Here is a 14,533-nt window from a genome sequence, read left to right as displayed (position 1 = left end):
CCGTCCCCTCGGGCGCGTCCGTATCCGCGTTCACCACCACGCCGAGGTCATTGGTCTTGAGCATCGGCTTGAGCACGAACGCAAGTTGATCGAGCGTGGTCGGCGTCTTGTCGACAAAAATCTTGCTGTCGTGCGTGACGGTCAGCGTGATCGGCTCCTGATGCTCCATCGATTCGGCGTTGCCCTTGGGCAGGTTGACCGCGATCGAGTTGAGACTCTGCATCGACAGCGACGCGAGCATGAACGTCACCAGCAGAAAGAACATTACGTCGATCATCGGGATGATCTCGATCCGCCCGTGCCGAAAATGCCGAGCCCGCTGGATCTTCATCGCGCGACTGCCGCCGGTCGTTGGATCGGTGCCAACTCGCCGCCGCCCTCCTGGTCGAGTCGTATGTGATCGACCAGCCGGGAGCCCAACCGCTCCATCGTGTCGAGCGCCTGCGATTGCATCCGCGAGAACAGATTGAACGCGAACAGCGCGAGCACTGCGATCAGCAGACCGAGCGCGGTCGCGATCAGCGCCTGCGCGACGCCCGCCGTCACCTGCGTCGGAGCGACCAGCGTCGAGGCGCCGATCACGTTGAACGACTGCATCATGCCCGTGATGGTGCCGAGCAGGCCGAGCAGCGGCGCCGCAGTCACTACAGTCTCGAGCACCCACAGTCCTCGCGCCAGTGTCTTTTCGATCCGGCCTGCCTCATCGCCGGCGCGCGATTCGACCCACCACGCGGGCTTGTTGCGATTGTCGGCGATTACTTGAAGGAAGCGTCCGTATGCGTTGCGCGGCCCGAGTTCGCTCAACCGCTTCTCGAGTTCGACCCACGAAAATCCGAAGGTCTCGACCAGGTTGGCGAGTTCCGCGGGCAGCCGCAGGCATCGCGCGTAGAGCACGGCCCGGTCGATGATTATCACGATTGCGAGCACGCCCAGCGCCAGCAGCGGATAGACCATCGCGCCGCCGAACTTGATGGCGTGCCACGCTGCCAAAATATCCTGCATTAATTAGTTCTCCTTACTATCTGACGCCTGACGCGCGGCCTCGGTTTCACTGGATCGCGCTCGGGGGTTTTGTGAATGGAAGCTCCCATTTTATGCCGCCATATATCGCCCGGCGCGGTCCGAATTGATTGGCAAACACCCCGACCCCGGTGCCGTTTCGCACCAGGTAAGTGCGATCGTTGAGATTCACGATCGCGCCGCGAAATTCGAGCGTGCCCGCATTGTTAGGTAGCGGTACTCGCCTGGTGATGCCGGCATCGAGCTGGATATAGAATGGCAGGTTTCCGGTGTTGGCGAATCCGCTTCTAAGTCCGCTGCCGTAAATTCCATCAATGCTGAACATCCACTTACGCCACTTGTAGACGACGCCGGCGGAGTTGGTGAACGTCTGGTCGTGATCCAGAAAGATATAGTGACTGCTGATGTACTTCAGTTCGCTCGGATCGAAGTTGAATTGCCCCGATTCCACCTGTGTACCTTGCGCAACGCTATAGGCGAAGTTCTCGTATGCATAAATATTCTCGTGCGTGTATGAACCCGTGAACTCGACTCCCCAGACTCGCCCCTTGGCGTAGTTGAACGTTTCGAAGATTAGCGCCGGCCCGAACTGCCCCTCGTCGATCAGGTCCACCGCCTTCTTGTAGTAGGAATCGATGCCGAGATTCAGTCCGGGAATGACCTCTTGCGTCACGCCCGCGTCAAACAAATGGTCGCGTTCGACCGTCGGTGTCCCGTTGCCTTTGGACGGAGGCGCCCCCGTTGTGCCTGCCAGCTGCTTGATATTGCCGACCTGCACCAGTTCAGTTTCGGGCGGCGTCATCTGGCGCGAGTAGCCCGCATGCAGCGTCGTACCCTTGAACACCTTGTATTCGAATGCAGCGCGGGGACTTGCCTGATCCGCTCTAACAAGGCCGTCGTACAGGTCGAAGCGGACCCCGTAATTAAAGGTCAGTTTATCTGTCAGCTTCCATTCGTCCTGGATGTAGCCGCTGTAAATCCAGGTCTGCAGCCCGATGTCATCGACGAACGAGATCGGAATCGGTGACGACTGCACGCCACCCACTGCGGGGAATGTCGCCTCATGATTGTCGATCTCGGCGCGCTCGGCGTCGAAATATCCGCCCAGCCGAAACGTATGATTGTCAATCCCGTGATAGGCAGTATCGATCTGAAAACCGCTGCCCCAGTCGCTGCGAAAAACCCTCGACGCGGCGCCCTGGTAGATCAAGTCGCCGGTGTGGTCGGGATTGAAAGTCACCGCCGAGTAACGGCTGAAAGGAGCGATCTGGTAGTCGATGTTCTCGCCAACGACGCCTTGCAATGCCAGAACGCCGAAGTAGTTTTGCTCAAACTGATTCTCGCGGACTTTCGCCGACGGATAGCTCGGCACTCCCGCCAGCGTGAACAGCTGCGGCTGATTCGGGTTTGCGGGAATCTGGAAGTGATTGACCGCGGATCCCGTGATCAAGCTCAGCCGGGTCGTCGAATTTATAAAGTACGAGAAATATCCGAACGCCGAACCCTGGTTGGCGGTGTCGTGAATCGCCGTGGGTCCCGACGTCGGCGGCTCGAGGCCGCGGTCGGTCCCGATGTATTGACCCGTCATGTAGTAGCTGAAATTGCCCTTCGACCCGCCGTACTCGAAGCTCGGCTCCGTGGTCCCGCGCTGCCCGCCATAGAAATCCACGTTGGCGACCGGGTCGAGCAACCCGTCCTTGGTCTTGATATCGATGACTCCGGCCGTTCGCAGGCCATATTCAGCCGGCAGCGCACCCGTCAGCAAGCTGATCGATTGGGCGAAGCGCGGACTCAATATCTGACCGAAGGTGGTAATGCCCTCGGGAAGCTGGACCCCGTTAATCCGGTACTGAAGATTAGCGTGGTCACCCCGCACATGGATCTGTCCGAACGAATCCTGCGCCACGCCCGGGGCCTGCAGCAGCACCTGGTTCAGAGGCGTATTGTCGCCCTGCGGCAATTCCTGGATCGCCTGCTGGGTGAACGTATATTTGCTGCCGCCCGTGTCCGGCGACAATGAGTTGCGCGCCTGGTTCAGCCGCTTCGCCGCGACCCTGAGGCTGACCTCCTTCTCGGCTTCCATCGCGAGCGTCACTGGCGCCGCGCCCTTGGTCGAGACCGACACGATCGAAGTCGCCGGCTTGAATCCACTGCCAGTCGCCACGACCGCATACGTGCCGGGCGCTATTGCGTTGAACGAAAACTCGCCCGCATCATTGCTCGTTGCATGGGCCACAACCTTGCCGCTGGCATCCTGCAGCGACAACGCCACTTGTTTGATCGGTCTGCCAAGGGCGTCCTTCACCACTCCTGTGATTCGATGTTTCGTGCTCGTCGTGGTCTTCAAATTAGCTGCTATTGCCGGCATACAAAAAAACAGTTGGATCAGGATCCCGGCCATCAGGATCCACGCAAATGAATTCCTCCGCATCAGAAGCTCCCATCAATTCAGGTTTCCGCTCGCGCCTACGATACGCGAGTGGCGCCGCGCGAAACGGTCGCGCGCACGAGAAGAATCAAAATGTCTCGGAAAAAGGGGCCTCTAGAGCGTTATCGGAGGAGCGCGACCCCGCGCGGCCGAGAAGACCGGCGACTCGGAGCGGCTTGGCGCGGTGATAAATATAGTTTCGGTGATAGCTGGGCCGCGCGCGACCGTCGTCGCCCGCGCCATTGATCCCGGCGAATGCAACGCGAGCTGACAAATCGGACACAGTCCGGCATCGGCACTGATCTGCTGGGATGCCACCCCACCGCCTTCATGAAAATGAGCGGCGCCGATAAGTTGCGAGACAACGATAAGCACCGCGCCGAAAATCGAGATCGCGCGTGCCAGCGGTCTGTCAGTCTTGTGGAAGCGATACGCCATCGAGCTTAAACGCCGTATTCTACCTCTCTATTGAGCCTGCCGTGTCACCCGCCGATGTGTCAACCGCGGTGGCTGCGATCTGCCCGAACACACTCAAGGCCGCCTGGGTGCTGGCCAATTCAGCTGTATCGTAATGGACTGCGACCGCGAAGTGCGCGACCGGCACAGTCATCGAAATGTCCCGGACGTCGACGCTCCATGAGTTGAAACGAATCGTAAGCGGAAGTCCGCACGCGGAGGCTCGATTGATCGCAGTCTCCAAAACACGGTTCATCTCAGCCCAGGGACAGGCGTACGCGATGTACATCTCGCCGGCGGTGTGCGATCCCCAACGCCGCACCGTTCCATCCGAATCGATAGCGTGGTCGTCGGGCATGCCGGAACAGCTGAACTCGGTTCGTAGCCACGTCGATCGATTGGTAGCTTCGACGACGTCTCGCAGCAGCGGGTCGACCAGGCTGAGATCGAGCGCAGTTGAGGGCGGCGACTGCGCCAATATTTCAGGAGTCTCTGTTAGCATTTCTCTCCCCTTAATGATATTGATAAATCGTAATCGTTAAGTCAACTCTGCTTCCCTCTCCAGTTGGGAGAGGGGTTGGGGGAGAGGTGAATTCGAGGACATCACCACCATGCCTTCTTCCGCCCCCTTGAAATCGGCAAAGAGCTTTCGCCGCAATACCCAGCAGCGCCGCCACATACGCGACGTGTTCGAGCGCAACGATCGTCCTCTGGCCGCCGACGAGGTTTTGCAGCTTGCCCAGCAGAAAGTTGCCGGCCTTGGAATTGCGACCGTCTATCGCGCGATTAAGGCTCTTACCGGCGAAGGCTGGCTGGTCTCAGTGGAAGTGCCGGGCGAGCCGCCGCGCTACGAAGTTCGCGGCAAGGTCCATCATCACCACTTTCATTGCCTCAAGTGCCGCAGGATGTTCGAGCTCGAGGGATGCCTGGAGCAACTGGGCAAAATGATTCCGCCGAGCTTCCGGGTAGTCGATCACGTGGTGCTCATTTACGGGCTGTGCTCGAGCTGCGCTCGCGTCAGTAAAGTGCCGTCCACCCCCGGTAACCGCAAAGCCGGCAAATCCTGATTTCCACACACGCTGGCTCAGGCTTTTTCCGCACAATCCGACGGCTTCCCAAATATAGGATAGGGGGTATAATATTTTTTTTTTAGTAGGACGGAATTTATTCCGTCATCTGGAATTTTTTGAAAGCGGAGGCGGCATGAGTCACACCATCAAGGAAAAAACCAAACTACTGAACAGGGTAAGGCGCATCCGCGGTCAAATCGAGGCACTTGAGCGCGCTCTCGCAGAGGAAAAGGGATGCTCCGATGTGCTCCACCTGGCAGTCGCAGCGCGCGGCGCGCTCAACAGCCTCGTGGCGGAAGTCATTGAGGATCATATCCGGGTTCATGTCGTCGATCCCGCACGTGAACGCAACTCCGCCAGATCCAGGGGCGCGGAAGAGCTGATCGACATCGTTCAGGCGTATCTGAAATGAGCGGGGAGTTCGCGCGATGAATCAGCCGCAACTCATTGAGAATCCGAAATCGAACTCGAATCAGCATGACGGCATCGAATCCGCGATGGTCGAGGATAGCGTCGAGAGTGTTATCAACCGGCTTGAGGTTTTGCGGATCGGCCTGGTCGCACTGTGCGCGATAGCTGTTTGGTTCCGCGTCTGGGAGCCGTTCCCGCGGATTAGTCTGATCGGCTTAGCGGGCGTCCTGATTGGCGGCTGGCCGATCTTCAAAGAGGCAATCGAGAACATCGCCGCGCACCGGATGACGATGGAGCTCTCGATGTCGATTGCGATCCTGGCGGCCGCCGCGATTTCCGAGTTCTTCACCGCGCTCATCATCACCTTGTTCGTGCTGATCGCCGAAGTTCTCGAGCATCTAACGGTTTCGCGTGGCCGGCGGGCGATTCGCGATCTGCTGGACTTTCTGCCGCGCTCCGTGACCATCCGCGGTGCCGACGGCGCTCACCAGGTTTCGGTCGAGGAATTGCGAGTCGGCGACAGCGTGTTGGTCAATCCGGGCGGCCTGGTGCCGGTTGACGGCGTCGTTATCACCGGTCACTCATTCGTCGATCAGTCGCGAATCACCGGCGAGTCGATGCCGGTCGAGAAGCTTCCAGACTCGATCGTGTTCGCGGGAACGATCAACCAGTCAGGCGCGCTGGAAATCAGAGCCGACCGAATCGGCCGCGACTCTAGCTACGGCAAGATAATCGAGGCGGTCGAGAGCGCCGAGAATTCGCGCGCGCCGGTGCAGCGCCTCGCAGATCAAGCAGCCGCCTATCTGGTCTACTTCGCGATGTTCTCAGCGGTCGTCACTTTCATCATCACGCGCGACATTCGCTCGACGATCTCCGTCATCATCGTCGCCGGCGCGTGCGGAATCGCCGCGGGCACGCCTCTCGCGATTCTTGGCGGTATCGGTCGAGCCGCGAGGCTCGGTGCGATCATCAAGGGCGGCCTGTACCTCGAGACTCTCGGACGCGTGAACACTGTAGTCCTCGACAAAACCGGCACGCTGACCTTTGGCCGCATGGAGGTGCAGTCGATTACTCCCTTCGCCGGCGTTTCCGAAGTGGACGTGGTCGAAGCTGCAGCGTCCGCCGAAATGCGCTCGGAACATCCTCTTGGCAAAGCGATCGTCGCCTACGCCTCGAGCAGAGACTACTCGCTGAAAGAACCCGATCGCTTCGATTACGCGCCCGGCAAAGGCATCGCGTCCGTCAGCGACGGCACGACGGTGATCGTGGGCAATCGCGCACTGATGACCGCGCATCGAATCGACGTGCCGGATAACTTCGCGGCGACCGCCAACCCGTCATCACGGCTGATGGTTGCGCGCGACGGACGATTTCTCGGCAGCATTGCGATCGGCGATATCGTGCGGCCTGAATCACGCCGCGCCATCGAATCGTTCGGCAGCATGGGCATCCGTAGCATCCTGCTCACTGGAGACACCGGCGAGGTGGCCAAATCCGTCGCCGACGAACTGGGCATCAACCAGGTCGAAGCTGAACTACTGCCCGAAGCCAAGTTCGCCAGAATCAAGCAACTGGTTGCGAGCGGTCGGGTCGTTGCGATGGTGGGCGACGGAATTAACGACGCGCCGGCGCTGGCGGAAGCAAGTGTTGGCGTTGCGATGGGCTCAGGCACCGATGTCGCGCGCGAGACCTCCGACGTCGTGCTGCTCGGCAACGACTTGGACAAGTTCGCGGAGACCGTGCGAATCGCGCGATGGACGCGGCGCGTCATCTGGCAGAATTTCGCGGGCACCATCGCAGTAGACCTGGTCGGCATCGCGATGGCCGCGTCGGGCCTGCTCCATCCTGCGTTGGCGGCCTTCATCCACGTCACCTCCGAGATGACCTTTATTCTTAACTCCGCCCGTCTGCTGCCGCGCCGCGAGCGAACCAACGAAGATGTCCATCTAAAGCGAGCGCCGTCGGAGCTCAAGCCGGAACTGTTGCATCGCGGTGATTATTAACTATAGTTAAGTACATGCCGACGACCACCCAAAGCTGGGACCCCGATGGATACGCGCGCAACGCCCGCTTCGTCTCGGATCTCGGCGCGCCGGTGGTCGAGCTGCTCGCGCCTCAGGCTGGCGAGCGCATCCTCGACCTCGGATGCGGCGACGGCGCGCTGACGGTAAAGCTCGCCGCCATGGGATGCGACGTCGTTGGCGTCGACGCGAGCGCACCGCAGGTCGAAGCCGCACGACGTCTCGATCTTGACGTTCGTGTCGCCGACGGCGCGCGGCTTGCCTTCGATGCCGAGTTCGACGCCGTTTTCAGCAACGCTGCTATCCACTGGATGAAGCCGCCCGACGATGTGATCGCCGGCGTATGGCGTGCACTTCGCCCCGGCGGCCGTTTCGTCGCCGAGTTCGGTGGCTACGGATGCGTCGAGACGATCAAGCGCGCGCTGATCGACGCGCTGCGGCGTCGCGGGATCGACGGCGACGCCCTCAACCCGTGGTATTTTCCGACGGTTGAGGATTACTCCGCGCGGCTCGCGCGCCGCGGCTTTACGGTCAGGTACATCGCATTGATTCCCCGCCCGACTCCCTTGCCGACCGAAATCAACGGATGGCTCGAGACTTTTGCGCAGAGCTTCATGGCGCCGCTGGCGAAAAACGATCGCGCCGGTTTTCTCGACGAGGTTCGCGAAGCACTCCGCCCCAAACTCTGCGACGCACATGGCGGCAAATGGCTCGCCGACTACGTTCGCCTGCGATTCGCCGCCGACAAGCCGCGCGCCTGACAGTTTCGGAGCGTTTGAGTTCCACCGCGTCCAGCGGCAGTATGCCTTGGGGGAGATGAGTATTTTTAGCGAGTTGACAGAAGGCCTGCCGAGACAGGCACCCGGCTCCGCGTCAGCCACGCTGCGCGCGCTCGGCCTGGTTCGCGGGCTGCCAACCCGTCCGCGAATCCTCGACGTAGGATGCGGTCCCGGTGCGCAGACTGTCGAGCTCGCGCGCGCGACCGGCGGATGGATCGTGGCGGTCGATATTCGCCAGCGATTTCTCGATGAGCTGACCGAACGCGCCGCAGCGGCAGGAATTTTGCCGCAGGTAACGACAGTCAATACCTCGATGTTCGAGATGGATTTCGCCGACGCGTCCTTCGATCTGATCTGGTCCGAGGGCGCCATCTATATCCAGGGATTCGCCGCCGGGCTCGCCGCGTGGCGCCAATTCCTGAAGCCAGGGGGATGGCTTGCGGTCTCCGAACTGACCTGGCTGGTACCCGATCCGCCGTCCGAGGCTGCCGAATATTGGGCGCGCAATTATCCCGGCATGGGCTCGATCGAACGCAACTGTCAGATAGTCGCGGAAGCGGGGTACGTGAGTATGGACGGTTTCGTATTGCCGGTGCAGGACTGGTGGAACAACTATTACCAGCCCTCCGAGCGTCGGGTCGAGGAGCTTCGAGAAAAGTACGCCGACGATCGCGACGCGCTCGCAACCCTCGAAGAAACGAGCCGGGAGCACGACCTCTTTCGCGCGTATCACGACGCCTACGGCTACGTCTTCTACGTAATGCGCAACCCCCCCGCCTAAAATTTCTGCTCCCCCTTCCCACTATGGGAAGGGGTTAGGGTTAGGTTGCCGGCATCATCGCCATTCCCCCTCGCTTTCATTTCCCGCCAATCTGGGTTACCTGTTGCCATACAAATCATTAGGACCTCGCGAGGATCGAAATGGACTTTTCGCTGACTCCCAAGACCGAACAATTGCGCAAGCGCGTCTCCGACTTCATGGACCAGTATGTCTTCCCGATCGAAAAAGAAGTTCAGCGCGCGATGGGCGAGAGCGGCAACACCGAGCCGCAATCGCTGAAAGACGTCCGCAAAAAAGCCAAGGCTGAAGGCCTCTGGAACCTCTTTTTACCGGACGAAAAATTCGGCGCCGGCCTCAAGAACTACGAATACGCTCCGCTGTGCGAGCTGATGGGCCGCAGCCCAATCGGCGCGCGCGCGTTCAACTGCATGGCGCCCGATACCGGCAACATGGAAATCCTGGCCGAGTTCGGCACGCCCGAACAGAAGAAGCAGTGGCTGCAAAAATGCCTCGACGGCGAAATCCGCACCTGCTTCTCGATGACCGAGCCTGACACTCCGGGCTCCGATCCGACCCAGCTCAAGACCCGCGCCGTTCGCGACGGCGACAATTACGTCATTAACGGCCACAAGTGGTTTACCTCGAATGCGATCGGCTCGGCCTTTGCGATCGCGATGGTGGTGACCGACCCCGAAGCGGAACCGCATCGCCGCGCCAGCCAGATAATCGTTCCGACCGACACTCCGGGATTCAACCTGATTCGCCCGGTGCCCGTGATGGGTCACACCGGCGGCGGAGGACATTGCGAAATCATCTATAAGGATTGTCGCGTGCCGGTGACCAATCTGCTCGGCGAGGAAGGCGGCGGCTTCGCAATCTCGCAGGCTCGCCTCGGCCCGGGACGCATCCACCATTGCATGCGCACGATCGGAATCGCGGAGCGCGCGCTCGAGCTGATGTGCGAACGCGCGAGCACGCGCTTCACCCATGGCAGCTTTCTTTCCGAGAAGTCGAACATCCAGGAATGGATCGCCAACTCGCGAATCGAGATCGACTCGTGCCGCCTGATGGTCATGCACGCGGCATGGAAGATGGACACTGCGGGCAAGAGCGCCGCGCGCAACGAGATCGCGATGATTAAAGTGATGTGCGCGAACATGGTGATGATCGTGCTCGACCGCGCAATCCAGGTGTTCGGCGCAGCCGGCGTCAGCGACGACTTCCCGCTCGCCCGGATGTGGCGCGACAGCCGCGCGCTGCGAATCGCCGACGGCCCCGACGAAGTACATCGCATGACAATCGCGCGCCGCGAGCTGCGCAAGTACAAGTGACCCCGAGGCAACGCCGAGGGGTCATCCTGAGCTCCTGCGAAGGATCTGGGGTTCGCTCTACGCATGCCTGAAGCTATCGATCTGACCGTCGAATTCGGCGACGTCCGCGAGGAGGAGCAGCTCGACTGGAGTAAGCTCGTCGCCTATCTGCGCGACCAGCAACTGCCCGGCGCCGACGCGCCGATGACCGTCAAGCAGTTTCGCGGCGGCTCATCCAATCTCACCTACCTGCTGCGCTTCGGCGATCGCGAATGGGTCGTGCGCCGTCCGCCGTTCGGCCCGCTGCCGGTGGGCGGCCACGACATGAGCCGCGAGTACCGTGTGCTCTCGCGCCTGTGGGAAGTCTTCAAGCCGGCGCCACGCGGGATGTTCTTCAGTGACGACGTCTCAATCATCGGCGCGCCTTTCTTCGTGATGGAACGCCGCACCGGCATCGTCATCAAGAACCGCCAGCCGCTGCCACCCGAACTGGGCAATGATCCCGCGACCTTCCGCGCAATGTCCGAGGGTTTCATCGAAACGCTCGGCGATTTGCACGGCGTCGATTACAAAGCGATCGGACTCGAAACACTCGGCAAGCCCGACGGCTTCCTGAAGCGCCAGATCACCGGATGGATGGCGCGATGGGAAAAAGCCAAAACGCGCGAAGTGCCGCTGATGGAAAAACTCGGCGCGTGGTTTCTCGACAACATGCCCCTATCGCCGCCTCCCGTGCTCGTACATAACGATTTCTACCTGCACAACGTCATGATCGGTGCGGTCAATCACGGCGAGATCGTCGGCGTCTTCGACTGGGAAATGTCGACCATCGGCGATCCGCTGGTCGATCTCGGAATCGTGATGAACTACTGGCGCGACCAGAACGATCCGCCCGAACTGCTGGGCACCTCCCAGGGTGAGGCGCACACGCTGCGCCCCGGCTTCCTGACCCGCGACGAACTGCTGCACCGATATTCGACCCGCACCGGCCGCGACGTCAGCGCGATGCCGTACTACTGGGCGTGGGCGCACTGGAAGACCGCGACGGTTGTCGAGCAAATCTACGTCCGCTACGTCCGCGGACAAACCACAGATCCCCGCTTCGCGCTGATGGGCCCGATGGCCCCCGCGCTCGCCCTCGCCGCCGCGCAAGTAGCGTCGCGCCTGGGGTTCAAGCCCTGGCTTTGAACCACGCGAGCATTCGCTTCCATCCGTCTCTGGCAGCTTGCGGGTTGTAGCTGGGACGATAGTCGGCGTTGAAGCCGTGACCGGCGTCGGGATAGATCACGATTTCAGACGGCTTGCCCGCGGCCTTGAGTGCGGCGCGCATCTGCTCGATTTGCGCGACCGGGATTCCCATATCTTCGCCGCCGTAGAGACCTAGAATTGGCACGTTGATCTGATTCGCCAAATCGAGCGGATTCTTCGGCCTTAGGTCCGACGGCACAGACACAAGAGGCCCATACCATGCGACTCCGGCTTTGAGAGAAGGATTGTGCGCCGCATAGAGCCAGACTTGCCGGCCGCCCCAGCAGAAACCCACGATGCCGAGTTTCGTGGTGTCAGCTTTGCCTGTGCTCTTCGCCCATGCCTCGGTTGCGTCGAGGTCGGATGCGACTTGTTGGTCCGGGACCTTGGCGACGACCTTTGCCATGATCTGTTGCGTATCAGCCATGGTCGAGACGTCGCCTTCACGTGAAAAGAGCAATGGCGCCACTGCGAAATAGCCTTGCTTGGCGAGTCGGCGGCAGATGTCTTTGATATGTTCGTGAACGCCGAAGATCTCGTGCACCACAAGTACGGTCGGAAACGGACCGCCGCTCGCCGGCATCGCGCGATACGCTGGAATCTCGCCGCCTTTGACTGGAATCTTTACCTCACCGGCGACAAGTCCAATGCTGTCGGTCGTGATAGTGTCGCCCGACACCGGCATCACGGCCAGCGCGAAGCCCGCCGCGAGACTTCCCACCACGAATTCGCGACGCGATAGATGAGTCTTCATATTTTTAATTTCTGCAAGACGGTTTGCTGGAACGCAAGGGAGTTTCGCGCATGAAGCGCACGGTGTCATCCAAGTCGCGGATGCCGGCGTCGGAACCCAGGCCTTGCGCCACCAATGCTGCCGCTGCATTGCCGAGCTTCATGCATTCCGACGGCGGCCAGCCGAGACGCAGTGCGCGGATGAACCCAGCGCAATAAGCATCGCCGCATCCGGAAGTGTCGACGACTGCGATTTCGTGCGCCGCGAGATGCGCTCGCTCGTGTGCAGTCGCCAGCAGGCTGCCGTCACCGCCCATCGTCAACACAACTCCGCCGACACCGAGGTCGAGCAGTCGCGATGCTGCCTCTTCGAGCGTGTGCGAATCCGTCAGCCTGCAGGCTTGATCGGCGTTGGGCATGAACCAGTCGACGAGCGGCAGACACGGCTTCAGGATCGCGAGCAGTTTGGGCGAGCCTTCGCTCAGAATGTCCATGCTGGTGGTCGCGCCGCCGTCACGCGCGCGCCGAAGGATCTGCGCGGTGCCGTCGCGCCCTAGTCCGCGCATTGAATCGTTGCCACCGAGATGTAGGTGCGCCGCCGTCTCGAGCAGCGTCCACGGTACGTCGTCGATCGAGTAGACGGCGTTGGCTCCGATCGCATGAAGCGCGGGGCGGTCGCCGTTTGGTCTGATCGGCAGGATGCTGGCCGAGGTTTGGACGCCGGGCTTGCGAACCACGTGCGCGGTGTCGACGCCGAATCCGTTCAGTGCGCGGATGAGCACGTCGCCGAGAGCATCGTCGCCGACGGCGCCGACCGTCGCGACCTCGAGTCCCAATTTTGCGAGGCCGACCGCGGTACCTGCAGCGGAACCCGCCGGCGCCAGGCGAATCTCGTCAAGTAGCACACTGCCCTGTCGCTCGGGGATGTGCGTGACGTAGCGGCCGAGGATGTCGAGGACGTGCGCGCCGAGCGTCACGACAGTGCCGCTCATCAGTGACTTGGCTCCCGCTTGCGCGCGATTTCGCGATCCTGTCGCGCGATCACCGCAGCGTGAAGTTGTGCGACGATTTTTTCAGGGAGCACGGTGATCGGCTTGCCGGTCGAGAGCGCATCCATATAGATGTGCGCGGACTTTTCGAGCAGCTCGACGAAGGTGAAGGTTTTGTCGAGATCGGTGCCGACGCAAAGCGTGCCGTGGTTCTGCAGTATGTAGCAGTGGCATCGATTGGCGAGCTTACGCGCGACGTTGTCGTGCAATTCGCGCGAGCCGGAGAGGGCATACGGCACGACGTCGATGGTATTGCCAATAGCGAGAGTGACTTCGTCGAACAGCGGCGGGATCGGTTGATTCAGTATGCTGAGCGCGCTCGCGAACGTCTGATGAGTGTGGATGACGGCGCTGACGTCGGCGCGCACTTTGTAGGCCGCGACGTGCATCGGAGTTTCGATCGAAGGTTTGCGATCACCCTCTATTCCCGCGAGCTCGAAATCCACGACGCAAATGTCGTCGACCGTCATCACGTCGTACTGAAGGCGCGTCGGCGTCACGGCAATGACGTTCTCGCCTTCGACCATCATCGAGACGTTGCCCGCGCTGCCCGACTTCGATCCGAAGTAGCCGTCGGCCGAAAGGCGCTGGCTAATTTGCAGGACTCGCCGCTTGTAGTCGTCGTAGCGTCCCATTTCAAAAAAACACGCCCCCGCGGCATCGCCTGAATTTCACGATACCGCGGGGGCGCCGTTATTCGCTACTACGAAAGTTTGACCGAGTTGACCACCTGGATTTCCGTGAAACCCATAAGACCCCACGGCCCGTTTTCCACGCCGATGCCCGACCACTTCGCTCCGCCGAACGGAAGATTCGGCGCGATCGCGAGATGCTGATTGACCCAGGCCGAGCCGCACTCGAGCTGCGACGCGACCTCGGCGCCGCGAGCCGAATCGTTGGACCACACCGAGCCGCTCAGGCCGAAGTGAGTCGCGTTCGCGCGGCGGACGGCGTCGTCGACATCCTTGTAAGGAATGATCGGGAGCGCGGGTCCGAACTGCTCTTCATCGACCAGCCGCACGCCGTCGGAAATGTTCCCGACGATCGTCGGCGCGAAGAAATAACCTTCCTTGCCGACGCGCGATCCGCCCGAGACAATCCTGGCGCCGTGCTTCTTGGCGTCCTCGACCAGCTCGGTCACGCGCTCGAACTGCATCTTGTTGTTGATCGGACCGAGCTGGGTGCCGGCCTCGAGCCCGTCGCCCACCTTGACGCCCTTGGCAATCTC

General features: G+C 61.0%; 16 protein-coding genes. 7 read left to right on the top strand and 9 right to left on the bottom strand.

The window, feature by feature from the left end; translation table 11 throughout:
- The 5 genes from WB650_RS05825 to WB650_RS05805 form a co-directional block, all read right to left on the bottom strand.
- Positions 1–331 (bottom strand): ExbD/TolR family protein (locus tag WB650_RS05825; RefSeq protein ID WP_423959760.1); only part of this gene is annotated, 331 nt, incomplete at its 3' end.
- Positions 328–1,002 (bottom strand): MotA/TolQ/ExbB proton channel family protein, encoded by a 675-nt coding sequence (locus tag WB650_RS05820; RefSeq protein WP_422303932.1) that lies wholly within the window; start codon positions 1,000–1,002, stop codon positions 328–330. The genes WB650_RS05820 and WB650_RS05825, both read right to left, overlap by 4 nt.
- A gap of 46 nt (positions 1,003–1,048) precedes the next feature.
- On the bottom strand, positions 1,049–3,451 hold the full coding sequence (locus tag WB650_RS05815) for a TonB-dependent receptor (protein ID WP_423959758.1): 2,403 nt from the start codon (positions 3,449–3,451) through the stop codon (positions 1,049–1,051).
- A gap of 111 nt (positions 3,452–3,562) precedes the next feature.
- Positions 3,563–3,886, bottom strand: coding sequence for a hypothetical protein (locus WB650_RS05810; protein WP_422307774.1), 324 nt, complete (start codon positions 3,884–3,886; stop codon positions 3,563–3,565).
- Positions 3,887–3,905: 19 nt separating this feature from the next.
- Positions 3,906–4,406 (bottom strand): hypothetical protein, encoded by a 501-nt coding sequence (locus WB650_RS05805; RefSeq protein WP_422307772.1) that lies wholly within the window; start codon positions 4,404–4,406, stop codon positions 3,906–3,908.
- Between the two features lie 109 nt (positions 4,407–4,515).
- Between WB650_RS05805 and WB650_RS05800 the strand changes: the two genes are divergently transcribed.
- The 7 genes from WB650_RS05800 to WB650_RS05770 all read left to right on the top strand — a co-directional run bounded on the left by WB650_RS05800 (position 4,516) and on the right by WB650_RS05770 (position 11,464).
- Positions 4,516–4,971: a Fur family transcriptional regulator gene (locus tag WB650_RS05800; RefSeq protein ID WP_422307770.1), complete on the top strand. Its 456-nt coding sequence runs from the start codon at positions 4,516–4,518 to the stop codon at positions 4,969–4,971.
- Positions 4,972–5,107: 136 nt separating this feature from the next.
- Positions 5,108–5,386, top strand: a complete 279-nt coding sequence (locus WB650_RS05795; protein ID WP_422307768.1) for a metal/formaldehyde-sensitive transcriptional repressor — start codon at positions 5,108–5,110, stop codon at positions 5,384–5,386.
- A gap of 16 nt (positions 5,387–5,402) precedes the next feature.
- On the top strand, positions 5,403–7,388 hold the full coding sequence (locus tag WB650_RS05790) for a heavy metal translocating P-type ATPase (protein ID WP_422307766.1): 1,986 nt from the start codon (positions 5,403–5,405) through the stop codon (positions 7,386–7,388).
- 14 nt (positions 7,389–7,402) lie between these two features.
- Positions 7,403–8,167 carry a class I SAM-dependent methyltransferase gene (locus WB650_RS05785; protein ID WP_422307764.1) on the top strand — a complete coding sequence of 255 codons (765 nt, stop codon included), beginning with the start codon at positions 7,403–7,405 and terminating at the stop codon, positions 8,165–8,167.
- 55 nt (positions 8,168–8,222) lie between these two features.
- Positions 8,223–8,966 (top strand): class I SAM-dependent methyltransferase, encoded by a 744-nt coding sequence (locus WB650_RS05780; RefSeq protein WP_422307762.1) that lies wholly within the window; start codon positions 8,223–8,225, stop codon positions 8,964–8,966.
- A 140-nt stretch (positions 8,967–9,106) separates the two neighbouring features.
- Complete coding sequence (locus WB650_RS05775) at positions 9,107–10,297, top strand: acyl-CoA dehydrogenase family protein (protein WP_422301861.1); 1,191 nt, start codon at positions 9,107–9,109, stop codon at positions 10,295–10,297.
- A 63-nt stretch (positions 10,298–10,360) separates the two neighbouring features.
- Positions 10,361–11,464 (top strand): phosphotransferase family protein, encoded by a 1,104-nt coding sequence (locus tag WB650_RS05770; RefSeq protein WP_423959754.1) that lies wholly within the window; start codon positions 10,361–10,363, stop codon positions 11,462–11,464.
- Here the strand turns inward: WB650_RS05770 and WB650_RS05765 are convergent.
- The 4 genes from WB650_RS05765 to WB650_RS05750 form a co-directional block, all read right to left on the bottom strand.
- Positions 11,448–12,278, bottom strand: coding sequence for a dienelactone hydrolase family protein (locus WB650_RS05765; RefSeq protein WP_422301857.1), 831 nt, complete (start codon positions 12,276–12,278; stop codon positions 11,448–11,450). The genes WB650_RS05770 and WB650_RS05765 overlap by 17 nt on opposite strands.
- A gap of 4 nt (positions 12,279–12,282) precedes the next feature.
- Complete coding sequence (locus WB650_RS05760) at positions 12,283–13,248, bottom strand: carbohydrate kinase family protein (RefSeq protein ID WP_422301855.1); 966 nt, start codon at positions 13,246–13,248, stop codon at positions 12,283–12,285.
- The gene (locus tag WB650_RS05755; protein WP_422301853.1) at positions 13,248–13,940 is read right to left on the bottom strand and encodes a class II aldolase/adducin family protein; all 693 of its coding nucleotides are present in this window, start codon (positions 13,938–13,940) and stop codon (positions 13,248–13,250) included. The genes WB650_RS05760 and WB650_RS05755 overlap by 1 nt, the downstream gene beginning before the upstream one ends.
- Before the next feature lie 68 nt (positions 13,941–14,008).
- A partial coding sequence (locus tag WB650_RS05750) for an aldehyde dehydrogenase family protein (RefSeq protein ID WP_423959752.1) occupies positions 14,009–14,533 on the bottom strand: 525 nt, incomplete at its 5' end.

Origin of the sequence: Binatus sp. (SeqCode), assembly GCF_049584895.1 — a bacterium.
Lineage (GTDB): Bacteria > Desulfobacterota > Binatia > Binatales > Binataceae > Binatus.
The sequence above is the reverse complement of the archived record's forward strand: the minus strand, read 5'-3'. Positions and strand labels throughout refer to the sequence as shown.